The sequence below is a fragment of the Streptomyces arenae genome (genome assembly GCF_022343545.1).
Lineage (GTDB): Bacteria > Actinomycetota > Actinomycetes > Streptomycetales > Streptomycetaceae > Streptomyces > Streptomyces humi.
In genome coordinates this window covers 97,460-122,757 of sequence record NZ_JAKQYH010000059.1, presented here as the reverse complement: position 1 = coordinate 122,757, position 25,298 = coordinate 97,460, and the positions used below count along the sequence as shown (strand labels likewise).

Below are 25,298 nucleotides of genomic sequence, written 5' to 3'. Positions count from 1 at the left end.
ATGGACCACCGCGAAGTTGCTGCCGTGCTCACCTACGCCGGACGCCTCGATCCCCGTCTCATCCGTACCGACCCGGGTGAGGCTGACAACCAGCTCGACACCTGGCACGAGCTGCTCGGCGACGTCCCCATGGCCACCGGCCAGGGCTGGGACGTGCGCGAGATCGTCCGCAAGCGCATCGTGATGTCGCCGTACCCGATCCTGCCGGCCGATGTGGCCCGTGAATGGCAGGCGCACCGACGAGAGCGTCTGGCCCGTCACACGGACCCGACCCCGGCAGCCGACCCGGATAACCCGGAAGCCTGGAGGGCGGAGCTGCTGGCGGCGCGCGACGCCGTGGCGGCCGGACAGGCCGCTCCCTCAGCGCACCGCGGGATCACCGCGGGGCGACACCGGTCGGGTCTCAAGGACCAGCTGGCCGCTGTCGGCTCCTACATCCCGTCCGCCGTACGGGCCGAGCTGGCCCCATTCCGTCCGGCCCGCGCCGCCCGGGAAGCCGCGATCGCCGCCGGCGGCCCTGACGTCCTCGGCGTGCCGTGCGAGTGGTGTCACGCCGCAGAGGGCGAGTCCTGCCGCCGCCGACGCATCACCCTCGACGGCACGGCCCGGGGCAACGCACCGCGCGCCACTGCCCACCCCGGCCGCATCGACCGCGCCCTGGCGGAGCAGGCCCAGGCGTCCTCCGCCTAAGCGCAGCCCGCTCTCCACAGAAACCATCCGCCTTGCGTACGGCCCAGCCGTACCCCGAGCCCGCCTCGCAGCGCCCCGCCGCACCCCAGCCACCACCGCTGTCGAGCGCCCCGCGCCGACCGAGGCGCCCTCCGGAGACTGCCTTGCGCCACATCACCACCAACGACACCCCGACCCCGACCATTCGGGGCATCGCCGACCACAGCTGGCAGGAACGCGGCCTGTGCCGGGGCCTGCCGGCCAAGGAGATCGACGAGCTGTTCTTCCACGCGGCCCGCAACCGTGCGGCCATCGACGCGGCAAAGACAATCTGCGGGCAGTGCCCGGTGAAGAAGGCGTGCTTCGACTACGCCCTCGACAACGAGATCCGCCAGGGCATGTGGGGCGGGCTCACCGAGGACGAGCGCCGCCCCTGGCACGCCAAGGTCAACAAGCGCCTGGACTACAGCCGAGTGAAGGCCGCCTTCGAGGGGCGCGACATCCACCTCAGCGACGCCGAGCGCGAGGCCGTCACCCGCCACGCCTACGTCCGCGGCTGGAGCCCCGAGCGCCTCGCGTACGCGCTGCGCCTCGACCTCGACTGGGCGCGCGACCTGATGCGCAACGCCGCACACGCCGTCGCCGACCGCGACCACTACTGGGATCAGGCCGACGAGACCAAGCCGGCCGACGACGAGACCGCCGACGACGAGGATATCGCCTCGCCGGTACAGGTGCCCCGCCAGGTGCAGACCGACTCCCTGATCGCTGCTCTCCGAAAGGCCGCATGACAAACCCCATCGCCATGTCCTTGCCCTACGCCATCGAACCTGCCTGTGTCGTCGCAGCCGTCGGGCTGCTCGCCCTCGCGCTTGCTGGCTGGTCGATCCGGCGTAACCGGAACCGGGCGGACGGCAGGCGCGTCGGCACCCCCGCGGTCTGGGTCGCGGCCCTCGCCGCGCTCAACTGCACCGTCTACTCCGGCGACACCAGCTGGCGGTTCGCCGCTGACTACCTCGACATGGCCGGCACCGTCGAGCGGGCCATGATGTTCAGCGCGGGTGAGGCGGCACTGTTCGCGACCGCGCTGATGGCCCGGCAGAACCTGAAGACCCAGGGAGCGCCCGGCCTGCCCGGCGCCCTGGTCTGGGTTATCACCGGGGTGCAGGTCATCCCTGCGTACGCCGAGTCGGGCACGATGGGCGGCACCGTGCGCGCCTTCGTCGGCCCGGTCATGGCAGCCGTGCTCTGGCACCTGGCCATGGGCATCGAGCTTCGATTGCACAAACCGGACGCCGCCTCGCAGGGACTCCTGGCCACGCTCGGACGCGAAGCACGAGAGCGGCTCCTCTCACGCCTGGGCATCGCCACCCGCAACCGCGATGCCGCGCAGATCACCAAGGACCGCGCGACTCGACGGGCAGTGGCCCTTGCCTCCCAGCTGGCCGGGATGTCGGCGGCGGATCGCGAGAAGGACACCAGGATCACGCGTCGGCTTCAGTCGGCTCTCACCCGAGCCGGGGTCGGTACCGATCCTCAGCAGCGTCAGGCTCTCCTGGAGCAGCTGGCCGCCCGCCGGCACGCGGCAGCCCTCGCCACCGTCGATCTGCCGTCGCCCTGGGCCCAGTCCGTGCACGGCCCGGACTCCGCTGGCGAGAACCGGTCCCCTTTCGGCCCGTCCCCGGTGACGCTGCCGACGGACAAGAAACAGGTGGGTCGGTGGCTGAGCGCCGTCCCCAACGACGGTCTCCAGAACAGCGGGAACGGGGACCGTACGGAATCGGGGACGGGGACGGAGGCCGATGGGGACCGTCCCCACACCGTCCCCAACGGCAACGGGGACCGCGTCGATGAGCCCGACTCGAGCCTGCTGAGCGAGGGCACAGCGGCGGCGATCGGGGACCGAGGGGACGCACCCGCCGGGGCCGAAGAGGCCGACGCCGACATCGAGGGCAACGCCGCGGACGTCCACGAAGCTGCTGCTCAGGGCGGTGCAGGACCGTCCCCTGCAGCCGTCCCCAACGGCAAAGAGGGACGGGAACACCCGGACACGGAAACGGGGACGGAGGCTGAAGGGGACCGTCCCCACACCGTCCCCAACGACAACGGGGACGGCGAAAACTCCGACACCGAATCGGGGACCGAGGCCGAAGAGGACCGTCCCCACACCGTCCCCGGACGGCGGAAGCCGCAGCCCAAGACGAAGGCGCAGCGGAGTCGGCCGGGTGGCGGTAAGCCCAAGCGCCCTCGGCGTAAGCAGCTGAGCCTCGACGAGACGGCCGAGCTGGTGCGTCCCCACATACCCGCACTGCTGGAGCGTGACGGAAATGCGGTCATCACGCGCCCGCAGCTGCGGGAGATCCTGCGCTCCCTGAACCTCGCGGGCGGCCGGAACGAGAACATCACGCGGCTTCTGCAACTGCTGCGAGATGAGGCGGGCACCACGACAAGGAGGACGGCCCGATGAAGACCTGCCACAGATTCGCCACCACCAAGGCCGACTTCGAGCGGGACGCCCGCTTTCTGCGCGGTCACGCCGAACGCCACCAGGGATCCGCGCCGGCGAAGACCAGCGCGAAGAACGCCGTCTCGGTGAAGCGGAACATGGCGCGGGCCCTGAACACACACCTCGACCGCTGTCCCGAGTGCGGCTGACTCCTGCAAAGATGCAGGTCACGCGCCTGACTCCGCATTCCGCATGGTTGCCCGGCCTCGGTCGGGCCACCGCTCCTGCCCCGGAGGGATCGCCATTTCTGCCCGCCACTCGCGCACGCACGTCCCGTCGATCGCCGAAGCCGGCGCCTGGGCGGACGTGCTCGTGCACCACCAGCTGCTGCACACAGCCGTGCTGACCCCCACCGGCCAGTGGCTCGTCCAGCACCGGCCCGAGTCGTCCGTCCGGGTCCTCGACGGCGCGACCGCCATGGTCGATCTGGCCGCCGCGATCCAGCGCCAAATCCGCACCACGAGGAACGACACCCGATGACAAACCCGACGACAAACCCCTCTTCCCCGCCCGATGAGCCGGAAGCCAACTCGACCTCAGCGGGAGCAAGTTATCCCTTTTGCAATGCTCCCGTCGGGAGCATTGCAAATGGGTTTCCCGCCATTGAAATGGCGGGCGAGACGGACCTGTGCCAGGGGGCACCGGTCCGTGGGATTGCGACCGAGGGCGGCCGGCAATCCCAGGGGGAAAATCAGCACACCTGCCACAGCCCGCGCTGCTCACATGAAGTCCCCGCGAAACCGCGTACGCGTCAGCGCAAACGCCTGCATGACAAGAACAAGCGTCTACACCAACCCAGTTGCCGCATGAACGACGACGAGTACCAACTCCTCGTCCGCGCTGCCAACGAATGTCATATGAGCGTCGCCGGCTTCCTCGCCCGCGCCGCGCTTCGGGCTGCCAGCGACCTCAACCGCACCGCCGCCGAGATCGCCGCCGAACGCGAGATGGTCAACGCACTCTTCGACCTTCAGCGTCATCTCAGCCGGATCGGCAACAACATCAACCAAGTTGCCAAGACGCTCAACTCCGGCGAGGACGCACCGCATGCCCGCTCAGCCCTGACCGCCGTCCGGTACGCCGCCGAACGCGTCACCACCTTTGCCGACCACTACATCGAAGCCGAGACCCCCAACGAATGATCCCGCGAGTTCACAAGCGCGGCACCCGCACCATCGGCCTGCTGTACTACCTCTACGGGCCCGGTACGCACGAGGAGCACATCGATCCCCACCTCGTCGCTTCCTGGGACTTCTTCGCTCCCGACCCTGGCCGCGACCCGAAGGCGACGCTGGCGGATCTGCAACGACTGCTCGACCAGCCCGTCAACGTGCTTCCCAAGCGACAGCGCCCCAAGAAGCATGTGTGGCACCTCTCGGTCCGTGCTGCACCGGAGGATCCGATCCTGACCGACGAGCACTGGGGCGAGATCGCCCGTCGGATGGTCGCCGCCACCGGCATCGCCGACCCCGAGGACGAGCCCGGCTGCCGCTGGGCGGCCGTGCGTCACGCCGATGACCACATCCACATCATTGCCACGACCGTTCACGAGGACGGGCGTAAGGCCCGCCTGCACAACGACGCCGGCCGTTCCCAGGCCGAGGCCCGTCTCATTGAGGCCGAGTACGGCCTCAAGCAGCTCAACACCGGCGACGGAACCGCCGCCAAGCGGCCCACCAGCGCCGAACGCCACAAGGCGAACCGCCAGGGTAAGGAACGAACGTCACGCGAAGAACTGCGAGAGACGGTGCGCCGCGCCGCCGCCGGTGTCGCCAGCGAGAAGGAGTTCTTCGACCGCCTGGCCGCCGCCGGCCTCCTGGTCAGCCGGCGTGTCGCGCCCTCGGGCGATCTGCTCGGCTACAAGGTCGCGCTGACGGACGACCGCAACGAGGACCAGGAGCCGATCTACTATTCGGGCTCCGCCCTCGCCCCTGACCTCTCCCTCCCCAAGATCCGCGAGCGGTGGTCCACCAACGCCTCCGAACCCGACCGCGACGCCACCACCGACCGCTCCTCCGGCTCTGCCCGGGTCAGCCCGTCGGCCGCCCGGCGCCAGGCGACGTGGGCGGTCTGGCAGGCCGTGCTCATCGTCGACCAGGGCGACGACAGGCTGATCGCCGCGCAGCTCGCCGGAGCCGGCGAGGTCCTCGACGCGCTCGCCAAGACATCGGCCGCGCACACCCGGCGCGAACTGCGAGACGCCGCCTTCGCATTCGAGCGGGCCACTCGATCCCACGTCCGGGCCGGGCGGGGGCACGCCCGCGGTTTGAGGCAGGCCGCCCGCGACCTCGTCCACGGTGGGCCGACGCTCGGCCGCGGAGAGGACGGCGCCACCACCGCCATGCTGATCGACATGGTGTTCTTCCTGGTCACCGCTGCCGCTCACTGGCACGGATTGAAGAAGCACGCTCAGCAGGCCGCTGCTGCCCGCCAGGCTGCCGAACACCTGCGCGCCGCCTACCAGGCCGCCGCGCCGACGTACCTGGGCGTCATGCACCAGCGCGGTCGGCGCCTGTCCCCGCCTCTGCAGCGCAAGCAGGCCGCCTACCTGCGCCAGGCGGTGCCCGAGCTGGCCGAGCAGATCCTCGCCGAACAGGGCTGGTACGCACTGGCCGCCACGCTCGCCGACGTTGAGAGCGCCGGGCACGACCCGGCCGCGCTCCTGGCCGAGGCTGCCGAGCGGCGAGAGCTGGACACCGCCGACTCGATCAGCGACGTGCTCGTGTGGCGACTGCGGCGCATGGCTGCTCTGCCGGCCGACGCTTCCACCATGCCGGATCACACGGCCAGCACGCCCGCCACCGGCCGCGGTGGAGCTGCGCAGCGTCCGACCAACCGTAAGGAGCGCTCCGCCAAGTCCCGCTGAATTCAGCATTCTTAGAGTTGCAGCAGGTCAGCGACTTGCGGCACTCTCCTCGTGCAGGCGAGACGACAGAGATGGAGACGGCATGTTCCGACGCAACCGTGCGGACCGAGAGTTCCGTGAAGCCCAGCGTGCCGGCCAGGCGGTGCTGGCGATGCACACCGAGTGGCCACTGCCGGATGCACCCGGCCCGGTCGCCGCGTCGGCCCCAGCTGCGCAGTCCGCGACGGTAGTGCCCGACTTCCTGCCGCCGGAGTTCCGGGCACCGTGCCGGCAGGACGTCTCGGGCTTCATGATGCGCTGGGACCTGCCGCTCGTCATCGACGGAGAGGTCCACGCGTGCCACTGCGGTGCTTACCGGAACTGGATCGTCTTCAACATGCGCGACGACTCGGTGTGGCTGCGCTGCGAAGCCGGCCACGAGATGCAGGAGACCCGGCTGGACACCGCCTGGTACAACCGCAACTCCGGTCCGGTCGACCACTTCCACCCCACCCTCGAAGAAGGCCTGCGCCACCTCGGCCGCTGAGAGCGCGAAACCCCTTCCCCTACCCCTGCGTTCGTCGACACCCGGAGGGCCGACCCGGTCAGACCATCCGTCTCGCATCATCAAAGGGGTTTCACGTATGCGCCGCTCCACCACGCTCGCCCTCGGCCTTGGCGCCGTCTTCACCGTCCTCACCCTGACCGGCTGCGCCGGCTCCGCCGAGCCCACCGACGCCTCGGCCGCGTCTTCCACACCCGCGCACCGGGGCGGCAGCAGGCTCTCGGCATCCACGCCGCTGTCCTCGGCCCAGCTGAACCAGCGGCTGCTGAACGAGAACGACCTGGGCGAGGGCTACACCCTTAAGGCCGAGCCCGCTCGCCGCAACGACAACATCGCTGTCATCGGCTGCCCAGCGCTGGATAAGCTCGGCGGCGCCACGGCCACCGGTGCTGGCCTCGACTTCCACCGCAAGTCCAAGGCGTCCTTCACCTACACCGGAAGCAGCAGTTCCGAGGTGAGCGAGGAGCTGTACAGCGACAGCGCCGCGAAGCTGTCCACGGGCATCGGGAAGGTCTTCGACGCGATGCTCTCCTGCCCGTCCTACCAGGTGACGTCAGGCAGCACCGTCGTCGACATGGGTACCGAGAAGTCGGCCGCGCCGGACCTCGGCGACGAGCAGTGGAGCCAGCTGCTCACCTTCTCCGCCGGCGGGCAGCGCAGCGTCGTCAAGCAGACGGCGATCCGCACCGGCAACATCTTGGTCATCGTCTCCGGCTCGCCGGGCCTCGTGGACGCCCACCTGGACAAGGCGCTCGCCAAGGCGCGCGCCACCCGCTGATCCGCTCCATCACCTGCCCCGGGGGCCGGTTCTGTCCTCCCGACAGGCCCGGCCCCCGGGGCTTCGTCGTATGCGGCGATCAGCCGTCGAGACGGAGTTCGCCCGGCTCGTAACGGAGTTGGAAGGTCTGGGCGTGCTCCCCGTGCATCCAGTACAGGGTCATGGTCGACAGCATGCTGCGCTTGATGTACCGGGTTCGTGAGGGCATTCCTTCGTCCTGCTCGACAATCCAGGCTTCCACCCGCTCCGGCAGCCCGAACCGCAATGCGTATGCCTCGGGGTGCTCTGCGGAGCGCAGTTCCCAAACAGGATGTGACGCCGCCTGGTTGATGCGGCGTAGGCGCACCGCATGCGTGGGGTGCGCTCTCGCGTAGTCGACGAAGCCGTACAGATCGTCCGAGGCCAGTCCCAGGACGAACGGCGCGGCAGGAAAGGCCAGAACGAGACCGAGCTGCGACCGGCTGTATAGGGCCTGCGCCAGGTAATCGAGTGGGCCGCGAATCGCATCGGGCAGTTCCACGTCGCCCGTGTCCATTTCGAGCAGCGGGCCACGAAGATACGTCCGTATCTCGCGCACCTTCGGCCTCTCGGCCGCGGGGGTGGCTTCGAGCACCGCATGAATCGTGTCGGCCGTGTTCTTGACGAGATTCCGCAGCACGGCGAAGTCCGCTGCGGAAAGGTCGATCAGGGATATCTGGTGGGCCAGCGCGTAATCCTGTGCCTCCGGGCTGAAGCCGGACGTGGAGAAGATCGCGTAGCTGTAGCGGTACCGCGTCCGAGGCCGGCCGGTCCCCACAGCGGTGAGCGTGGTGGTCTCGCCCTCATTTACGTCATGGATCACACCGTGGCCGTTGCGTACGGTGGGCAGACCAACTGGACCTGTGGTCAGGTACTTTGCCTCGACGAACAGGCGGACCGGCAGGGAGAACGGCGGGACATACCGGAACTGTCCGAGCGCGTCGACTTGGTGCCATGCCCCGCGTCCGCGAACCAGCAGACCGTTCTTGTCCTCCTTCAGCACCTTCCACGGCTCTTTGTCCTGGTCATCGTCGGCCGTGAGGACCTCGAAGCCGCTGGAGCGCAATAACCAGGCCAGCACCTCCTCCAGGAGGTAGCCGCGCAAGGGCCCTTTGCCGATTACTTTGCCTGGCACGCCGGTGATCCTACGCACGGCCTTGATCTTGGTTCCAGGATGCCGTCGGGTGCGCTGATGCCGTGGTACGGCGAAGGCCCGGTGGTGCCGGTCCGTGAAGGGAGCGGCACCACCGGGCCTGGGAGAAGGGGCATCGCTCCCCTCGATCCCCGCCTCGGTCAGCGGCTATGGGCATCCCGTCAGCCGCGGCGGACGACGGTGAGACGGTCCTCCGCTCCCTCGGGCAGCGTGCGGCGCGGCACCGGGCCGGGTGCGGCGAGCGAGGAGGCGAAGACCGCGACCAGCTCATGCGGGGCGCTCGCACTGAAACTCGCACACCACAGGTACGGCTCCCCGAGCACGGGCTCCGCCCACGCCTGCCACCCCAGCAGGTCATCGCGAGGGTCGGCGTCGTGGATGAGCGGCGGCAGCATCTCCAGCGAGACGTTCGTGGAAAAGCCCGGGTCGGTGGCGGTCGTACGCGGGCGTTCCATGTCGCGCAGCCAGCCCCGGGCGCTGAGCGATGTGAGCACCGCCTCGGCGTTCTCGAGCCCAGCATCGGGGGTCTCGCTGGCGTCGAGCGCGAGGACGAAATCGGTGAGCGCCTCGTGCGGTATCCCGGCGGTGAAGTACGCGTTCCACTCGGTCAAGGCCGAGGCAGGGTGCGGGCGGGCCGACATCTGCCAGGCCACCGGGAGGCCGCCCAACTCGAACGGGTAGGCGGCGAGGATCCACTCGGCGCCACGCAGGCCGTCGGGACTCGTATAGAGCAGGGTGTTGCGGGAGGTCGGCCACATGCGCCAGCCGAAGTCGGTCAGGGTCTCGCCGATCCGCTCGGCGAGGACGCCGTCGTCACCGGCCAGGTGGCGCGGGGTAACCCAGCACATCGGGTCCGGCGCGGTGGGACGTGAGGGATCGATGGGGTGGTGCGGGTGCAGGGGCGCCTCCGTCAGTTCGGGGGTGAATCACTGGCCGTCGTTCGGCCTGGTCGCACCGCGTCGGCGGCGCCGGGGTGCATCAACCGGGCCCTGCCAGGTCAGAGCGACGGCCACGGCGGGCGGCAGGGGACCGAACTGCTCGGCCTCCGGAGACTCGGCGATGTAGACCATCGGCCGGCCGTGCTCGTCCACCGACTTCTCCACACCGCCCAGACGGTGGGTCATGGGGAAGAAGGGGTTGATGGCAAGGCGGACGGGTGTGTCACGGTCGCAGGCGGACAGCAGGTCGAGGACGTCGCCGACAGTCATGTCGGGCGAGTGCGGGTCCAAGGCATTCTCCTAGCGGTAGCGGGCGAAGCCGCGCGAGCAGGGGCAGGGTACGCGGCGCGCGTATACATGGAGGGCGGACGTGCCCGTCACAGAGGGCAGGTGGTGGACAGGATCCGGGCCACGGCATCGGCGACAATCTCCGCCGGCGTGTCGGTGCCGAAGGCGATGCGGTAGCCGGGGACGTTCGCGGTGCCGGTGACTGCGATGACCCAGCCCTCGCCCGTCACCCAGTCCTCGTCGGCGCCGCCGGGCCGGCCGTTGGGGAAGTAGCCGAGGTAGAACCGTCCGTCGCGCGAGCTGACGTGCACGTCGGCCCGGTCGTCGACGATGTGGGTGAAATCAGCCTGTGGGAACTGGTCGATCACCTCCATCGCCTGGCCGGCACCGAGCTTCCAGGAGTGGAGCCGCAGGGCTCCGACCGTGGTGGCGAACCCGGGTTGCGTCGCGTCCAATGCCATAGCATCACCTCTCTGACCTGGGGTTTTAGGGAAGGTCATTTAGGTTGACATGGTGTCGCGGCGATCTCCAGTCCCTGCGGGCTCTTTCCTGTCTGCCACAGGCGAACTGTCCTTGGGCGGCGAAGCCAGGTACCCACTGCACACTGAGCCGCCTGGTGCTTTGGCCGAGTCGGCGTCAGGAACGGCGGAGCTCACTCTTGTCGAGGACGAGGAGATCCAGCCCAGCATCGGAGCAGAGCTTGGCGGCCTGCTCACGAGTCGTCTGGGGAACGGTGTCGACCGCCGCAAGTAGGTGGATGTCGACGCCCAAGCGAGTGCTCAAGGCGATGTCGTGGGTGAGCTGGTCGGTCGTGAACTGGGACGCGGACGTCTTGACCTCGCCGGACAACACGCGCCCGCCAAACAGGCCGAAGACATCGGCCTCGCCGCGCGGCTGATCGGTGAACCAGAGGTCGATGCCAGGTAGGAAGTACGAGTCCGGCTCCTTCTCCGTCAGGGCAGCGATCACGAGCAGGTGAGGAAGAAGGCCCTGGTCGCTGGCGCGGTCGACGAAGCTGTCGAGCCGGTAGAAGACGGAAAGGCCGTCCGCGGTGGTCTCGTACCGCGATGGCGAGGAGCAGCCCGGGCACACCGGTCGGCGCTGCGTCTGTTCGAATGGGTGGAAGGTGCGAACCCCGCACTGGGCGCAGTTGGTCTCCACCCCACGTTCGGCCCAGCCAAGTGCACACAGACTTTCAGCCGCCTCGGAGGCCCGTTGCGGCGACAGCTCCAACTTCGCGGTGGGGCGGTACCGACGCTCGGCGCGGCCACCCCACATGGAGGCCAGCTCGACCAGCTGCGCAGCGTCGTCCGCCCCTTCCGCCCTGATCTTCCGCAGCTCCCTGAGGAGTTCCTTGGACCGGGGAGTCGTGAGGGCAATCACGGCTTCGTACACACCCGGTTCGAGGAGAGCGGTGATGTCAGCCTGAGCCTGCAACGCGACCCCGAGCTTGCCCTTGTCCAGGGCGTGACGGGCGCTCGCCTGCTCGAGAACTGCCTCGGTCGCCTGGGCGAGTGTGGGCACGGTGAGCGCGAAGCTGTAGTCGTTCGCCGCGCGAGTGTGCATTTGGATGCTGTCCCCGCGCCATTGCGCGTTCGGCTCGACGAGCGAGGCGACGCAGTCGCGTCGGGGCAGGCCGTCGAGCGGGCTGCCCCACAGCCGGACCAGGGCCCAACTGCCTTGGGTGTGGAAGTGGACGGGCGAGGTGAACCGGAGTGTGCTCGCGTCCCCGGCGAACACGTGCACGTCGAACGAAGTCGCCAAGCCGTACTCACGGTCCCGCAGGAGCCACGAGCGCGGATCGAGGCCAGTCTTGTAGGTGAAGGGGGGCTGCCGCAGCGCTGGGGTGGGGAACTTTTCGCTGATCTTCACCTCCGCGTCCGTGCGCTGCAGCTCCAGGATCTCGGCGATCTCGTGCAGGTGCTCCTGGGGGACATTTCTGCTGAGCAGCATCACGTCGGGGGAGAACTCTGCGGGGCGGGCGAGCATGCCGGCGAGCTGTTGGGCAGGGCCCAGCCAGTACTGAACCTCTCCGGTGGGCAGGAGCAGCATGGGCATCCCGGGGTGGCTGACCGGACGTAGCGCGCGGGCGTTCCAGAAGGCGACGCAGTCCTCGATGTCGTTGGGATCGGTGACCCATACAGCCGCGGGCAGTGACCCGATGGCTTTGCTGCGATGCTCGCCGAACTGTGCAATCGTGCTCTGCAGATGGGTGGCTCCGTACATCTGGTTCCGGCCGTACTCATCAGGCAGGCCCGGGCGGACGGCGAGTGCGGTGGGCCGCAGCTCTTCGGCCTGGTCCTCGCTGAGGAGGCCGGCGGCGGCCACTTGCCACAGCGGGGCGCCGTCCACGGCGACGACCGGCAGGGTGGACGGCTGCACGGGAGGGTTGACGTGCAGCGGGTGGCAGGTGAACCTCGCGGGGCCGGCCTGGTCGATCTTGGCGATCGGGACGCAGGGCAGGCCGAGGGCGGCAGCCACGCGCTGGGCGAGGGCGTCGTCGAGGTCCACGTTGACCGCGGCTTCGACCTTCGCCGCAGCTACGGTCTCGCGCAGCTCGTCGGGGATCTCGCCGTTGTCTGGCACGGCGAGGATGGGTTCGGTCATCCCGCCCCACCGGGTGCTCGCTTCCTGCACTGCCTGGCGGAAACCGGGCTCGCTGCCCACGCGGATGAGATAGGCGGCGCGCGCCGGTAGTACGACGGCCTGCATCATCGACTGGCCGAGATAGTCCTTACGGTCCATGCGGACGATCCTCGCAGCACCAGGAACTTGCTCACACTGCTTCGCCACGCTCGAACATGGTGCGTGACAGTGTTCCAGCTCGACCGCAAGTCCGACTCCACGACCGCCAGTAGCCAGCTAGCCACCACCAAGGTCTAGGACGACGGGGCGTACCCGTGGCACGAAGGCCGCAACCGTCTCTGCGAACACGTGCCAACTCGGAGTATTTTCGTCGGTTTGACGATTAGCTGCCGAAGCTGGGAGGCTCGAGCTTATGCGCGCGTTCATCTCGCACAACCACCGCGACAAGCCCGCGGTAAAGCCGCTCGCCGCCCGGCTGCGGCTGCTTGGTGTCGACGTATGGCTTGACTCCTGGGAGATCCGGCCCGGAGACACCATCCCCGGCAAGGTCAACCAAGCTCTGAGCGTGGTCGACACCGTGATCGTCTTCTGGTCCGAGAACGCCTCGAAGTCTCGGTGGGTGAACACGGAGTGGGAAACAGCCCTGACACGCAGCCTGGACGACGACTCAGTCCGGGTCATTCCGGTACTCCTCGACGAGACCCCCCTGCCGGCTCTTCTGCGGCGGATCATGTGGGTCTCTATGACGGACGACGATGTAGATCGCGCCGCGCGGGAACTCGTCAGTATCGAATCCCAGGCCGACCTCATTAAGACCATGCAGCAGACCGTCGAGGAATCGGGCCTCGACTACCAATACTTCCACGGGTACGGCGTGGCCGTGGGCTGCCTCAAGTGCGGGGCTCCAAGCCCAAAACTGGAGGGGTGGAGCGAGGTGGACCACTCTCGCGATGACACGTACGCGGGGGTGCGGTGCACACAGTGCGGCTGGAACGAGGGCGGCGAGATCTGGTGACGCCGAGCCGCGAGCCTGTACTCACGCGGCGTGGGTCCGTCTCTCACTCCTGGGACGGTGCGGCCGTCGCACTCCGCCAGGACGCGCCGAGTTCCGCGAGCTGCCCACAAAGTACGCCGCGCTACTCCTCCAGGTCCTGCGAGGCCAGCGACAGGAGATAGATGTTGTCGCGGTACAGGCGGAACTCGATGCGCTCCTACCCCTGGGCGATCTTGGCCTTCACGCGGTCCCACTCGGATCGGTCCGTCGGACGCTGACTGCTGAGGTCGGCGATACCCGGTGAGCAGGCGATGGCCCGGCAGCCGGGCATGAGCCGGAGTGCGGCAGCGCTGGCAAGATCCTCGGTGAAGGGTCGGCCAAGTGGAGAAGTAGATCGGCTCTCCTGCCGACCCCGTCCGCTTCACGGCGTCCCTGCGGAAACCGACCCATGACATCGCCGGAGAACCGGACAGGCGCGCACAATGCACGCATAGGTGGGCATCGCCCGGGATACGGACGCCTCGTACGTGTGGTCGCCACGCTAGCAGCGCCCAGTCCACGGGTCGGGGACGACGATTCGCTAGGCCACGGGAACGGCTCCTTCGGTGCGGGGAGCTGATTTCGGCGACAGTGTGCCGCACCACAGCGATATCGCGCTGGCGTTCGACGCTCGCCGACCCCAACGGGATGGCGAGTCCACCCTTGAAGGCGAATATTCGTACGAGCCTTCGCGGTTCGACGTCGCACTACGGCGCAGGCCACGCGTGGGCAGCGGGTGGCGCCTCGCCTCCGCTCACATCGGATAAGCACCCATGACGAAGCCCCCGGAATCGATTCCGGGGGCTTCGTCATGGGTGCTGCGGGTGAGGTCAGCTCGCGGTGGAGCCGTCGTCGGTGGAACTGTCCGTGCGTCGCCGACGGGCCGCGAAGAGGGCGCCTCCGCCGGCGGCGATCAGAACTCCCGCGCCACCGATCAGCCACGGGGTGGCGTCGGCGCCGGTGTGCGCGAGCGAGCCGGTGGGAGCGGGCGCCGCGGTGCTCGATGTGGTCTCGTCAGAGGTCGGAGTACCCGAGGCGGACGGCGCCGGGGCGGCCTCGTCCTTGCCGGGCTTGTCCGGGGAGGGCTTGTCGCTCGGCTTCTCGGTGGGCTTGTCAGTCGGCTTTTCCGTGGGCGGCGGGCTGGTGGCGGTCTTGGCGTTGGTGACGGTCACGGTCACGGGATCGCCCGGCTTGGCCTTGAACGCCTTCGAAGGCTTATAGAGGTCGTAGCCAGCGGGTGCCTTCACCTGCTTGACCCAGAAGTCACTGCCTGTACGGGAGTTGATGGGGAGCTTGCCGCTGGCCGTGCCGTCGGCGCCGGTGGTCAGAGTGAGGATAGTCTTGTCGCCGCTGCCGATGTTGACCGTGGATCCGGCCAACAGCTTGCCGGTCTTGTCGTCCTTGGCCTTCAGCAGGACCGAGGCGGCCTTGAAGGGGTCGACGATCGTGAGCGGGGTGTCCGTGCCGGGCGTGACGACGACGTCCTGGTCGTCGACCGTGTCGTGCAGGGTGCTGCCGCTGGAGATCTCCTTGAGGCGGTAGACGCCCGGTGCGAGGTCCGTGAAGGCCAGCTTGCCCTGGGCGTCGGTCTTGCCGTTGGCGGCCTCCTTGCCCGCAGAGTCGAAGAGGGTGAAGGACGCGCCGGCGAGCAAGTCGTCGGCGGGGTCCTTCTTCAGGATGGCCACGCCGCCGGTCTCCGGCACGGTGGCGTTGCGCGGAGTCGAGGACGTGGATGCGGACGGGCTGGGATCGGTGCTCTGGGCCGATGCGGTCGGCGCCCAGGACAGGCTGCCGGTCACCGTGGCGGCGACGGCAACAGCGACCGGGAGGGTGCGAGCGGAGCGGATGCGCAAGAAGGAACTCTCCAAGGGATGCAGGCGGGAACAGGCAAGGCGGGCATGCGGATCAGTGGTTCAGCGGGAGCGGCCGGGCGCCGGACGCGGGGGTGAAGTAGGCGGTCCGTTTGCTGAACGGGAGGGTGCGGTGATCGCGTAGCGGCGGGCGGCGGCGCGGACGAGTCGCTGTTGCTGCTCGACGGGCAGTCGTGCGATGCCGGCCAGGCCCTGGGCGATGCTCAGGCCGAAGGGGGATCCGGCGTCCAGGCCGGCTGCCTGGACGATCTGCGCGGCAGCCTCGGCTTCGACGAGGATGCCGTAGGTGCTGGGGACGCCAAGCATGTGCTCGGCGTGGTGCGGGCGCCGTCGAGGATGTCGGTGAGCGGGAGATCATCGTGGAGGCAGTCCTCGACGAAGTCGAGGAGAGTCAGCGTCGCGCTGTGCAGCCGGGCGCGGAAGTCCGGGTCGGTGAGCCGGAAACCGTTCGGGCCCGACGGCAGAGGCGGGCCCGGGACCGTGTCGTTCAGCGGCGGTGGCCGTCGGTGCGAGGGGAACCAGTGGGGCGGAGACATCCAGAACTCCATGGTGAGGTGGGTGGTTCAGCGGGTACGGGGCGAAGCCGCGGAGGTGGGTGTGGGCTGGGCGACGGGCCGGGCTGCCTGTCGGGACGCGGCAGGTGGCGGGAACCAGAAGTGGGCGTACTGCTCGATCGCGGTACGTAGCCCCGTGCCGTCCGCGCCGTGCCATGGCGGCTGGCTGCTGTGGGCGTGCCAGTCGCGAAAGACGGCGTAGCCGTCTCGCCCGGGCACGAGGTCGCGGGCCGTGTCGCGGCTGGCGAAGGTGCCGTGATCTGGGAAGCGGAGGATCGCAGTGTCGAGGACGCCCTGCTCGGGGTGGACGACACGCAGGCGAAGTCCGTCGTACTCGCCGTGGCGGATGGTGGGGGCGAAGTCGATCCGTAGCCGCAGCGGCGAGTTCGGCCGCGGGGATCCGTAAAGGGTGTCGCCGACGATGGCGTACTGGAGAGGCAGTTCGAGGACGTCGTCGAAGAACTGCTGGGCGTGCAGGGCCAAAGAGCCTCTCTCGGACGAAGGGGACCTGGTCGGTCAGCGACGGGGACTGGAGCACCGAGCGGGCAGGACTGCCGACGGAGTTGTCGTGGTGCTCCAGCGCGGGATGCTGCGCGTGGTCAGCGCGGGCGCCCGGCGGGGAGCGGTACGCCGGGCATCGAGGGGCGTGGGAACCGGAGGCGGTGGAGGGGTGACGGGAACGAGCTGGGCGTTCTCTCGCTGGGCTCGCAGCAGCTGGTCCTTCCAGCGCGGCAGGGGCGCGGGGTCGGACACGCTCTCGGTGATGGCCCTCACCAGTGGAATCGGGGTGTTCGTGGAGGCGGTGGCGTACCAGCCGGAGCTGATCCTCGGGCCGCCCCACATGTACCAGCGGGCCTGCAGCGTGGTGAGTTCCTTCTCCGCATCCAGTCGACCCTGGGCGTATTCGAGCCCGGCCATGCCGTCTGGGGTCTGCAGCTCCAGGACGCCCCACCGTGGGTGCTGGATCTTCCAGCCGCGGTTGATGAGCGGGACGACGGCGTGGAAGGCGTCGAGTTCGGGGTCGGCGGGGTCGGGCTGAGCGAGGTAGTGCTCGGGTCCGGCCTAATACGCCGCCGCCAGGGCCGTGGTGAACGCGGTGACGAATTCGGTGGGGCACTGGTCATTGAAGGAGACGCCCCAGGCGGGCGGGCCGAAGCGGTCGCGGTAGGCGTTGATCCGCCAGAGTCCGTCGTCGGCTCCCTCGGGCAGGAATCCGAGTCGGACGCGGTGGTCGGGCGCGGTGACGTAGGCGTTGCCGAGGTCGTCGTGGCGCAGGTCGAAGCCGAGCGCGAGCAGCGGCTCCAGCGCTGGGTCCCCCACGGCGGTGCTGCCGGCGAGGTATCGGGGAGAGACGTAGACGTCGCCGTCGATCTCTTCGGTGTCGGGCACGAAAGTCCAGAGGGTGTCGGGGCTGAGGAGTGAGCGGCGCGTTGTGGGATCAGAAGCCGGTGCGCTCCGCGATGACGGGCAGCAACTGCGCGGCAAGTTCTGCGGGTTGGCCGGTGTAGTGCAGGGTGCGCAGGCCCAGCTCAGCGGCGGCCCGGCAGTTGTCCTCGCGATCGTCGACGAACAGCACGCGCCCAGGGTCATCGACGCCGGTGGCGGCCAGGGCGTGGTCGTACGCGGCCGAATCGGGCTTGCACAGACCCAAGCGGGCGGAGTAAAAGGCGTCGTCCATCAGTTCGTGCCGCCAGTCGGTGGCGTCCAGGACGTCGCTGAGGTGGGCCGGGGCGTTGGAGAGCAAAACCATCGTCAGCCCCGACGTGCGGGCGCGGTACAGGATGTGGAGGACGCGCGGGTCGGTGCGGCTCCACAGGGAGGTGTCGGCATCGCGCAGGGTGCGCAGCCATCGCGGGCCGGGTTGGTGACCGAGCACTTTCGCCCAGTAGGCGAGATCGCTCAGTTGTCCTGCGTCGTAGGCGCTGCGGTGAGCCCAGAAGGCTTCCTGAAACGAGGGGAGATGCCGGTCGGGCCACTCGGCAAGGTCGGCGAGCCGGGTCCACATAGCGGTACTGGGCTGCAAACCAAGAACCCCGTTGTAGTCGAGGATCAGGGCTTCTATGCCGGTCCGGGAGTCGTGGGTGCGGGTCAAGGGGTCGTTCTCTCCAGGGCTTTGGGTGCGAGGGTGGCGACGGTCAGGGCGAGGAGGGCGGGCAACAGCAGCGCGTGCGGCAGTGCGGTGACAGTGGCGAGGGCACCGATGACGGCGGGACCGGCGAGCAGGCCGACGTAGCCGGTGACCGCGACGGTGGCGACCGCGCGTGGTCCGCCAGTGCCAGCGGCGGTGATCAGGCTGGGGATGGTGACGGACAGGCCCAGGCCGAAGGCCGCCCAGCCGAACAGGGCGAAGGCGATGGTGGAGCCGGCCAGTCCGGTGGCGAGGCCGAGCGCGGCCAAAGCGGCGCCGGCGCGTACGACGGCTGACGCGCCGAAGCGGGCGGTGAGTCGGTCACCGACGAGTCGGCCTGCGGCCATGGCGGCGCTGTAGAGGCCGAATGCCGCAGCGCTGGTCGCGGCCGTCGCGCCGAGGCCGTGCAGGTGGACGGCAGCCCAGTCGGCAGCAGCGCCTTCGCCCAGCAATGTTGCCGCTGCCAGGACGCCCAGCAGCCACACCCGGGGCCGCGACTGGCCCCCGCGTTCGCCCGAGCCCTGTGCGGCAGGATGGTGAACGGGCTTGAGTGCAGGGCTGGCGAGAGTCCGGGTCAGCGCCGCTGTGGCTCCTGCCGCCGCTGCGGCGCAGACGGCGACACCCGTGAACAGAACGGTGTGTGAGGTGTGGGTGGTGGCCGCGGCCAGCGCGGCGCCGAGAAGTGCGCCGAGGCTGTAACTCGCGTGCAGCCCGGCCATGATGGGGCGGCCGTGAGCGTCCTGGCAGCGGACCGCCGAGGCATTGGCCGCGACGTCAAGGACGCCGTGTGCGACGCCGAAGGCGAACGCCGCCGCGAACAGGCTCTCCAGACTGGAGCAGACCCCGAGGATGGCGAGACAGGCGGCGAGGGCCATGGCGCCGCCGGTCAGCAGGGCAGGCAGGCGAGCCGGGCGGGCGAGGCGCCCACCCGCCTGGAGTCCGGCGACCATGCCGAGGGCGGCGGCCAGCAGGACCAGGGCAAGCCCTCCGGTGCTCACCTCGGCGGCGGACTGAACTGCGGGCATGCGGGCGCTGAAGACGGCCATGACCACCCCCAGGCCGGCGAAGTACCCGATCAGCAGGCGGCGGCTGCGCACCAGCTCGATCGCTGCGGTTTTCCTCACGCGGCGTGCTCCCCGGTGGCCGGAGCCGTCTGCGTGCCAGCGGCCACCTGGACGTCGAGGTTGCGGTACGCCTCCTGGGCTCGGTCCTGGGCGGCCGTGGCGGTCGGCCCGGTGGTGATGACGAAGCCGATGCGGGCGGTGAACAGATGGCCGCCGTCCTCGGGGAGCACGAGCTGGTCGCCAGGCTGCCGCTGGAAAAGCACGCGCTCCACTCCCCCGGTGGGCTTCACGACACCGCGGGCGGTCAGGGTGCCGGAATAGGCCGGGTAGATGAAGCGGATCGCCGCAGCCTGGCGGCGGGTAGGCGTCAGGTCAGGGGTACGTCCGCACGCGATGTCGGCGGCGGCCCGGGCGAGATCGACGCCGGTGGCCAGGTGGACTAGGTGACCGATCATGTCGCCGGCGATGCGCGCGTTGACCTCGATCAGGCGGGGGCGGCCGTCGACGATGCGGATCTCGACGTGGCTGACACCGTCGGTGATGCCGACGGCGTCGAGGGCCGCGACGGCGACCGGCGCTACGGTGGCGAGCAGCGGGTCGTTCGCATCGACCACGTGCGCCAGCTCCTCGAAGAAGGGCGGCATCCCGACGGTCTTGCGGGTGACGGCGACCACGGTGGTCTGCCCCTGATGGGTGACACATTCGACGCTCACCTCCGGGCCGTCGAGGTACTCCTCGACCAGGACCTGGGTACTCTCCACACCGTCGTCGGCGGTGCGCGCGGCGAAGGCGTACGCGGCCGGGAAGTCGTCGGCGGAATCGACGCGGATGACGCCCATACTCGCGGCGTGCGCGGCGGGCTTGACGACGACGGGATAGCCGATCAACGAGGCGGCATCGGCCGCCTCCCGCTCGATGCGCACGCTCACGGATACGGCGGAGGGCACCCCGTGGCGGGCGAACAGGCTGCGGCTCGTGTGCTTGTTGCGGCAGCCTTGGAGGGCTTCCGCAGCCGTGGTGGGCAGGCCGAGCTGGCGGGCAAGACGGGCGACCGGGACGAGGTACCACTCGGTCCACGTCACCACGCCGGCCAGCTCGTACCTCTCAGCGAGCGCTCGCCCGGCCGCGGCCAGTGCCGCCTGGTCGGTGGGGTCGGCGACGGCGTAGTCGAGGAGGAACTCCTTCTCCCAGGTCGGCTCGGCGCCGGAAATCAGGACGACGTCGTAATGGGCGCGGACATTCGAAAGGCAGTAGCCGCGATAAGCGTGCGCCTCCATGTCGGCGGCTGCAACTACCAGAACGACGGGGCGAGAGGACAACAAGGCTCCAAACAGTGGCAGAACAAAGGAGGTTGACGGCAGACGGCCGGGGTCAGAGGGTGCAACGTCGCCGCAGCTCGAAGGCACTCGCCCAGTGCGGGTGGTCCTCGATCAGCTTTCGGGCGTACAAGGCGGCAAAGGAGTTGTTCAGCCCGCGCACGCCCGCGGGCAGCTGCCAGCGCAGGTCCTCGAACAGCGCCTTCAGCCCGACCCGGCTGGCCCCGGTGGCGAGCCGGTCAGCGGTCAAACGCTCCAACGCGCGGTAGACGTACGGGTGCTCGGCGTCGAAGGCCAGGAACCGGTCGGTCAGCGTGGGCCGCGATCCTGCTCTCAACGACGGGCGGGATACGGCGGGACCACCTGGTCGGACGAGGCGTGGGACGAGGGCAGTCGACCAGGACGGTCAGGCAAAGGACGTGCGCAGGGTGGCGGTGGCGCGCAGCCGGGCGAAGGTGGTGAACAGGCCCGCGGCCTGGAGCACGGCGCAGCCGGTGATGACATGGCCGAGCTGGGCGGGCGGTACGACGGCGACGAGGACGCCGGCCAGCGGGAAGGGCAGCAACAGCACCAAGATCGTCAGGGAGAGGGTGGCGCCGAACACGTCCGCGGGGATGAGGCGGGAGCGCAGGGTGCGCAGCACGACGGTCATGCCGCCCTCGCCGGCCATGAGGACGGCGATCAGGGCGAGATAGGCGTGGTAAGTGCCAGCGAAGGAGACGGCCAGGCACGCGGTGGCGGCGATCGTTGCGGATACGACGCCGACCGGCCACAGGCCAAAGCGGTCGATCGCCTTGCGGCACAGGAGGACCGCGCCGAGCGAGGCGACCGCGGCAACCGACCAGATGAATCCGACGTCAACCGTGGAGTGGCCGAGCTGCTTGACGATGATCACCGGGGCGGCGGCCTGCAGCAGGCCCACGGCCAGGTTGGACACGGTCAGTCCGGCCACCAGCCAGCCGAGTGCCGGCAGGGCGCGCAGGGTCGCCCATCCGGTCCGCAGTCCCTTGCCGACGGGCTGCGTTGCGGCGGGCTCGGGGCCCAGGTGTTGGCTCGGAGCGAGGATGCTGGTGAGCAGGGAGAAGACGGCGATCACCAGCAGCATGCCGGTGTCGCCGGTCCACTGGAGCAGGAGGCCGGCCAGGGCGGGTCCGGAGAGGGTGGCAACCTGGTCGATGCCGAGGAGCACCGACTGCACGCGGTGGGCGCGGGCGCCGGCCTCACGGCTGGCGACCCCGCCCGCGGTCTCAACCGCGATGTACGAGCACTCGGTGAGGATGCCGGTGGACGCGGCGAGGACCATGACGGTGACCGTTGCCCCAAGCCCCGCTTCCTGCTGCGGCAGGAAGTACGCGGCGGCCAGGACGACCAGGGCGCGGGCAACGGAGGCGTAGCGGAGCACGGTGGTAGTGCCATGGCGGTCGACCAGGGCCCCGGCGAAGGCGAACGCGCCCAGTCGCGGGATCCATTCCAACGCGAAGGCGAGGCCGGTCAGGGCTGCGGAGTTGGTGGTGGCCAGGACCAGCAGCGGGATGCCGTAGGTGGCCATGGCGTACGCGGCGGCGTCCGTGCTGCGCGGCAGGTAGATGCCGCGCAGCACTGTGGGGACCGGTCGGCGGGCATGCCGCGGTCCGACACGGGATCTCACGCAGCGCGCCCCGCTTCCGCCGCTTGCTGCGCGGAGCGGGCGTCGGTGTGGTTGAGGACGCGGGGGTTCGCCTGCAGAAAATCGGTGAGGACCTGATGCGGCGTCGACGGCTCCAGACTCGAGCCGAACGCGTGCGTGCTGCGGCTGTGCAGCTGGAGGGTGTGCTGGACGCGGGTGACGAAGTCGGTGCTGGTGTCGGGGAACTGACGGGCGCGCGCCCAGCGGGCCGCGGTGTCGTACACCTCGGCCAGAGCCTCGCCACTCACGGTGAGCCGGTAGCGGTCGGGGGCCTGTTCGTCGGCGTGGACCAGGCCGAGGTCGCGGGCGACGTCGATGGCATGGCGCAGTTGCCCGGGGGTGAGGTCGCCGAAGGCGCCCTGAAGGCTGCCGCGCCGGTGGCTGATGGGGCCGTTGTCGTCGATCTCAGTGACCAGGCGGATCAGGCCCGGCAGGGTCAGGGTCCGGATCGCCCGGCGTTCGTGCAGGAGGGTCTCGGGCAGGGAGCGGGTCATCGGCGCGGGCCTCCTGCCGGGGAGATCGGGCGGGCGGGTATCTGGTGGGAGAAGAGGTCGCCGGGCCGCCACGCCGGGCCGCCCGGGGGCGTCGTGGTCAGCGCGGAACGAACTGCTGGCGCTGCCGGAACCGCCGGTGCGGGGAGGCGGGTCGGAGTGGTCGCCCACGGGCCTGAACGGTTCTGCGACGGGGCGGCGCCCGGCACCCGAGTCCGACGGGCGTCGGACTCGGGTGTCGGGGCGGTGGCCCAGGCGGAGATCGCCTGGAAAATGGGGGCGAGTGCCCGGCCGCTCGTGGTCAGCTGGTAGCCGCCGGTTCCGATGGCCGTGACGAGTCCGTCGTCGACCAGGCGTTCCAGGGGCTTGTAGACGGCGGTCAGCCCGTAGCCGGGCATGGCTTCGGTCGCCAGCGTCTTGGCCGTCGCGATGCCCCGGGCCTGCAGGGAGAACAGGATCGGAGTGGCGTGCCGCGGCACGAGCAGCGCGACCGCGTCGTCAATGTTCTGGGCCGGCGCGATCCGCTCGGGCTCGGCCACGCCGGTGTGCTTGTTGGCGACCAGGTCCTTCTCCAGATACGTGTCGCCCCAGGACGCGATCACCGAGAGGACGGGCAGCAGCGTGGCCCCGCGGCCGGTGAGACCGTAGGTGACGTGGCGCGGGGCGTACTCCGTACGCTCGATGACGCCGGCGTTGGTGAGGTGACGCAGCCGGGGGTGGAGCTGCCCGTCCGCCAGCCACGGAAGCCTCGGCTTGACCTCGGCGTAGCGCAGCGGCTGGGAGGAGACGGTCATCAGCACCCACACGCTCCAGCGCGGGGCGAGCAAGTCCAGGGTCTTGGTGACGCCCACGAGATCGTTCGGTGTGGCGGGCGGCGCGGTGGTGGCCAAGAAGGGGGCTCCTCAAGCGGTACGGGTGGGTCAGCGGGTGCGGGAGGTGGTCGCCGTCGGTGTGGCGGGGCCCGGTACAGCCGGCGGGTGGGTGTCCGGGGCGGACACGCGGCGCAGGCCGCCCAGGACCGCGCTGATGCTCTTTGCGTAGGCGTCGCGGGTGGCGACGGACTCGGCGATGCGACGGGCGCAGTCGAGGATGTGGCCGGCGGCGAAACGGCCGATGTCCTGGTCAGGGTCGGTGAGTTCGCGCAGTCGCTGCAGCTGGAAGGCGATGTTGCGTTCGGCGAGGGCCAGGTCCCTGTGGGTGCCGGTCAAAGCGGCGAGCAGCGTGGTCTCGGGGGTGGCGTCGGCGATGGCTTCGAGTTCGGCGAGCGGCTGTCCGTACAGCGCCTCGATGCGCCGGGCGACGAGCTGGGAAACGGCATGGGACGGGATGTCGGGCTGGGGCAATCGATGGACTTTCAGGGACGTCGTATCCGCACCGCCCCGGCGCGGGATGCTGCCGGGGCGGGCGGAGCGGTGGCGACGATCTTGGGACTCAACCCGGCGCGTGATGCTGCTACTTGGTTCGGCGCCGGCATGGTGCGCAGCACCTCGTCGAGTGCGGCGGTGCAGCCGTCGCGGCCGGCCAGAGCTGCGTCCAGCCAGTCCGCGTCCCACCGCAGGCCCTCAGCAGACAGGTCGTCCATGTCCCCGTCGGGTTCCGTCGCGGAATGGACGCGGTCACGGACGCGGGCCACCTGCTCCTCGGCAATGGCGAGGAAGCTGCGCAGTTCCAGCGCCCGCTGAAGTGGGGCATTGGCCTCGCCTCGGGCGGCCTGCGCATACAGCTCGGCTACCTCGGCGCCGAACGCTTCCTGCAGAGCCGCATCACGGCTGCTGGGCTTGTCTATGACGCTCACCGCGTGGCCCCGCGCGCCGTGGCGTTCCGCGCACTGGGCAGCGTGGGCGGAGAGGTTGGCAGGGCCGGAGCGCGACGGACGGCGGGAGACGCGCCTGGCCACACCCCGGGCCCGCGCTTGCCGGGAGCGTTGGGGTCGAGGAGGTACTTCACGACCATGGCGCGTCCGTCGCGGGACGCTACCGCGGCGTTGACCTGGTGGGCCAACTCCATGACGGGATCGTCGAGTACGTCCGGCGGCTGGGTGCCCAGCGCCTCGACGAGCGCATCCTCGGCGGTGTCGAGGGCCTGCTGTGTTTCGGCGAGCAGGCCGTACCAGTGCACGACGGTGGTGGCCTCGGGATCGGCCTGCGGTGCCGCCTCAACAGCCCGGCGCAGGTCGGCGAGCGGCATCTGGAATCGATCCTCGATTCGCTCGGTAATGACGCCCATCACGTCATCGCTGGCGTCGAGCACTAAGAGCTTCCCTTCGTTTCGGAAATTCCGGTGTGAGAATGGGAAATGGGGTGACGGTGGGCTAGTCCAGGCACATGCCGGCCGGGCGGTAGACATACTTGGCGGAGACCCAGCCGTTGACGCCGGTCGTCCTGTCGGTGATGTAGCGCCACTTTCCGCTGGTCTTGTGCACGGTGAACTTGTGGCCCCGATACAGAACCCCGAGTGCCTTGGAGTTGGCGGACGCCTTGGCGCGGATGGTGACGGCCTTGGTGCTGAGCGTCCACGGTCCGGGCTTGCTGCAGGTCGGGTCGGTCATGGAGGTTGGCGCCTGCGCGGGTGCGGCGCTCGCGGTGGCGGTGGAGACCAGCGGCAGCGCGAGGGCACCGAGCAGGGCAGCGGAGACGGCTATGCGGGTTGAGCGCATGGGGGATTGAGCTCCAATTCGAGGAAAGGGTATATGGGAGAAGCAGCTGCGGGCGGGTGCCGTGCGGGCTGAGAACAAGAGTCCGGAGAATCCCCGGTTTCGGTAACCGGGGATTGCGTGCTATGTTCCGCGCCGCCTCGCACACGGCTGATGGCCATTCGCCGGGGCAGGAA

The 25,298-nt window shown here is 69.7% G+C and carries 31 protein-coding genes; 10 read left to right on the top strand and 21 right to left on the bottom strand.

Annotated elements, in window-relative coordinates; all coding sequences use genetic code 11:
• From MB828_RS26660 to MB828_RS26620, 9 genes are all read left to right on the top strand, one after another.
• Complete coding sequence (locus MB828_RS26660; RefSeq protein WP_301650432.1) at positions 1-690, top strand: zinc finger domain-containing protein; 690 nt, start codon at positions 1-3, stop codon at positions 688-690.
• Positions 691-833: 143 nt separating this feature from the next.
• The gene (locus tag MB828_RS26655) at positions 834-1,460 is read left to right on the top strand and encodes a WhiB family transcriptional regulator (RefSeq protein ID WP_301650431.1); all 627 of its coding nucleotides are present in this window, start codon (positions 834-836) and stop codon (positions 1,458-1,460) included.
• On the top strand, positions 1,457-3,136 hold the full coding sequence (locus MB828_RS26650) for a hypothetical protein (RefSeq protein ID WP_301650430.1): 1,680 nt from the start codon (positions 1,457-1,459) through the stop codon (positions 3,134-3,136). Before MB828_RS26655 ends, MB828_RS26650 begins: the two co-directional genes overlap by 4 nt.
• Positions 3,133-3,324, top strand: a complete 192-nt coding sequence (locus MB828_RS26645) for a hypothetical protein (protein ID WP_301650429.1) — start codon at positions 3,133-3,135, stop codon at positions 3,322-3,324. Before MB828_RS26650 ends, MB828_RS26645 begins: the two co-directional genes overlap by 4 nt.
• Positions 3,325-3,367: 43 nt before the next feature.
• The gene (locus tag MB828_RS26640; RefSeq protein WP_301650428.1) at positions 3,368-3,655 is read left to right on the top strand and encodes a hypothetical protein; all 288 of its coding nucleotides are present in this window, start codon (positions 3,368-3,370) and stop codon (positions 3,653-3,655) included.
• A gap of 284 nt (positions 3,656-3,939) precedes the next feature.
• The gene (locus tag MB828_RS26635; protein WP_430381434.1) at positions 3,940-4,317 is read left to right on the top strand and encodes a plasmid mobilization protein; all 378 of its coding nucleotides are present in this window, start codon (positions 3,940-3,942) and stop codon (positions 4,315-4,317) included.
• Positions 4,314-6,041 carry a relaxase/mobilization nuclease domain-containing protein gene (locus MB828_RS26630; RefSeq protein WP_301650426.1) on the top strand — a complete coding sequence of 576 codons (1,728 nt, stop codon included), beginning with the start codon at positions 4,314-4,316 and terminating at the stop codon, positions 6,039-6,041. The genes MB828_RS26635 and MB828_RS26630 overlap by 4 nt, the downstream gene beginning before the upstream one ends.
• Before the next feature lie 82 nt (positions 6,042-6,123).
• Complete coding sequence (locus MB828_RS26625) at positions 6,124-6,567, top strand: hypothetical protein (protein WP_301650425.1); 444 nt, start codon at positions 6,124-6,126, stop codon at positions 6,565-6,567.
• A gap of 97 nt (positions 6,568-6,664) precedes the next feature.
• Complete coding sequence (locus tag MB828_RS26620; protein WP_301650424.1) at positions 6,665-7,363, top strand: hypothetical protein; 699 nt, start codon at positions 6,665-6,667, stop codon at positions 7,361-7,363.
• A 79-nt stretch (positions 7,364-7,442) separates the two neighbouring features.
• On the opposite strand, the gene MB828_RS26615 is transcribed toward MB828_RS26620, so the two are convergent.
• From MB828_RS26615 to MB828_RS26595, 5 genes are all read right to left on the bottom strand, one after another.
• Positions 7,443-8,534 carry a hypothetical protein gene (locus tag MB828_RS26615; protein ID WP_301650423.1) on the bottom strand — a complete coding sequence of 364 codons (1,092 nt, stop codon included), beginning with the start codon at positions 8,532-8,534 and terminating at the stop codon, positions 7,443-7,445.
• 161 nt (positions 8,535-8,695) lie between these two features.
• Positions 8,696-9,382: a DUF317 domain-containing protein gene (locus MB828_RS26610; protein WP_301650422.1), complete on the bottom strand. Its 687-nt coding sequence runs from the start codon at positions 9,380-9,382 to the stop codon at positions 8,696-8,698.
• 78 nt (positions 9,383-9,460) lie between these two features.
• Positions 9,461-9,742, bottom strand: coding sequence for a hypothetical protein (locus MB828_RS26605; protein WP_301650421.1), 282 nt, complete (start codon positions 9,740-9,742; stop codon positions 9,461-9,463).
• Positions 9,743-9,849: 107 nt separating this feature from the next.
• Positions 9,850-10,221, bottom strand: a complete 372-nt coding sequence (locus tag MB828_RS26600) for a DUF317 domain-containing protein (protein ID WP_301650420.1) — start codon at positions 10,219-10,221, stop codon at positions 9,850-9,852.
• Between the two features lie 175 nt (positions 10,222-10,396).
• The gene (locus tag MB828_RS26595) at positions 10,397-12,505 is read right to left on the bottom strand and encodes a hypothetical protein (protein ID WP_301650419.1); all 2,109 of its coding nucleotides are present in this window, start codon (positions 12,503-12,505) and stop codon (positions 10,397-10,399) included.
• Between the two features lie 253 nt (positions 12,506-12,758).
• On the opposite strand from MB828_RS26595, the gene MB828_RS26590 reads away from it, so the two are divergent.
• Positions 12,759-13,361 carry a toll/interleukin-1 receptor domain-containing protein gene (locus MB828_RS26590; RefSeq protein ID WP_301650418.1) on the top strand — a complete coding sequence of 201 codons (603 nt, stop codon included), beginning with the start codon at positions 12,759-12,761 and terminating at the stop codon, positions 13,359-13,361.
• Between the two features lie 848 nt (positions 13,362-14,209).
• Here MB828_RS26590 and MB828_RS26585 read toward each other — a convergent pair.
• From MB828_RS26585 to MB828_RS26515, 16 genes are all read right to left on the bottom strand, one after another.
• Positions 14,210-15,232 carry a SpaA isopeptide-forming pilin-related protein gene (locus MB828_RS26585; RefSeq protein WP_301650417.1) on the bottom strand — a complete coding sequence of 341 codons (1,023 nt, stop codon included), beginning with the start codon at positions 15,230-15,232 and terminating at the stop codon, positions 14,210-14,212.
• Between the two features lie 60 nt (positions 15,233-15,292).
• Entirely contained in the window at positions 15,293-15,556 is a 264-nt protein-coding gene (locus MB828_RS26580) for a hypothetical protein (RefSeq protein WP_301650416.1), read from the bottom strand.
• A gap of 257 nt (positions 15,557-15,813) precedes the next feature.
• Positions 15,814-16,287, bottom strand: coding sequence for a hypothetical protein (locus MB828_RS26575; RefSeq protein ID WP_301650415.1), 474 nt, complete (start codon positions 16,285-16,287; stop codon positions 15,814-15,816).
• Positions 16,288-16,320: 33 nt separating this feature from the next.
• Positions 16,321-16,722, bottom strand: coding sequence for a DUF317 domain-containing protein (locus MB828_RS46700; RefSeq protein ID WP_343236198.1), 402 nt, complete (start codon positions 16,720-16,722; stop codon positions 16,321-16,323).
• Positions 16,723-16,866: 144 nt separating this feature from the next.
• Positions 16,867-17,193, bottom strand: coding sequence for a DUF317 domain-containing protein (locus MB828_RS46695; protein ID WP_343236197.1), 327 nt, complete (start codon positions 17,191-17,193; stop codon positions 16,867-16,869).
• Between the two features lie 49 nt (positions 17,194-17,242).
• On the bottom strand, positions 17,243-17,896 hold the full coding sequence (locus tag MB828_RS26565; RefSeq protein ID WP_301650414.1) for an HAD family hydrolase: 654 nt from the start codon (positions 17,894-17,896) through the stop codon (positions 17,243-17,245).
• Positions 17,893-19,056, bottom strand: a complete 1,164-nt coding sequence (locus MB828_RS26560) for an MFS transporter (protein ID WP_301650413.1) — start codon at positions 19,054-19,056, stop codon at positions 17,893-17,895. The genes MB828_RS26565 and MB828_RS26560 overlap by 4 nt, the downstream gene beginning before the upstream one ends.
• On the bottom strand, positions 19,053-20,273 hold the full coding sequence (locus MB828_RS26555) for an ATP-grasp domain-containing protein (protein WP_301650412.1): 1,221 nt from the start codon (positions 20,271-20,273) through the stop codon (positions 19,053-19,055). The genes MB828_RS26560 and MB828_RS26555 overlap by 4 nt, the downstream gene beginning before the upstream one ends.
• Before the next feature lie 94 nt (positions 20,274-20,367).
• Complete coding sequence (locus MB828_RS26550; RefSeq protein ID WP_301650411.1) at positions 20,368-20,649, bottom strand: hypothetical protein; 282 nt, start codon at positions 20,647-20,649, stop codon at positions 20,368-20,370.
• A gap of 69 nt (positions 20,650-20,718) precedes the next feature.
• A complete protein-coding gene (locus tag MB828_RS26545) occupies positions 20,719-21,960 on the bottom strand; it encodes an MFS transporter (RefSeq protein WP_301650410.1) in 1,242 nt (413 codons plus the stop codon).
• Positions 21,957-22,472, bottom strand: a complete 516-nt coding sequence (locus tag MB828_RS26540) for a hypothetical protein (RefSeq protein WP_301650409.1) — start codon at positions 22,470-22,472, stop codon at positions 21,957-21,959. Before MB828_RS26540 ends, MB828_RS26545 begins: the two co-directional genes overlap by 4 nt.
• Positions 22,469-23,359 (bottom strand): winged helix-turn-helix transcriptional regulator, encoded by an 891-nt coding sequence (locus MB828_RS26535; RefSeq protein ID WP_301650408.1) that lies wholly within the window; start codon positions 23,357-23,359, stop codon positions 22,469-22,471. Before MB828_RS26535 ends, MB828_RS26540 begins: the two co-directional genes overlap by 4 nt.
• A 30-nt stretch (positions 23,360-23,389) precedes the next feature.
• A complete protein-coding gene (locus MB828_RS26530; protein ID WP_301650407.1) occupies positions 23,390-23,812 on the bottom strand; it encodes a hypothetical protein in 423 nt (140 codons plus the stop codon).
• 11 nt (positions 23,813-23,823) lie between these two features.
• Entirely contained in the window at positions 23,824-24,264 is a 441-nt protein-coding gene (locus MB828_RS26525) for a hypothetical protein (RefSeq protein WP_301650406.1), read from the bottom strand.
• Positions 24,261-24,719, bottom strand: a complete 459-nt coding sequence (locus MB828_RS26520) for a hypothetical protein (protein WP_301650405.1) — start codon at positions 24,717-24,719, stop codon at positions 24,261-24,263. Before MB828_RS26520 ends, MB828_RS26525 begins: the two co-directional genes overlap by 4 nt.
• A 61-nt stretch (positions 24,720-24,780) precedes the next feature.
• Positions 24,781-25,125 carry an SH3 domain-containing protein gene (locus MB828_RS26515; RefSeq protein WP_301650404.1) on the bottom strand — a complete coding sequence of 115 codons (345 nt, stop codon included), beginning with the start codon at positions 25,123-25,125 and terminating at the stop codon, positions 24,781-24,783.
• Positions 25,126-25,298 lie beyond the last annotated feature (173 nt).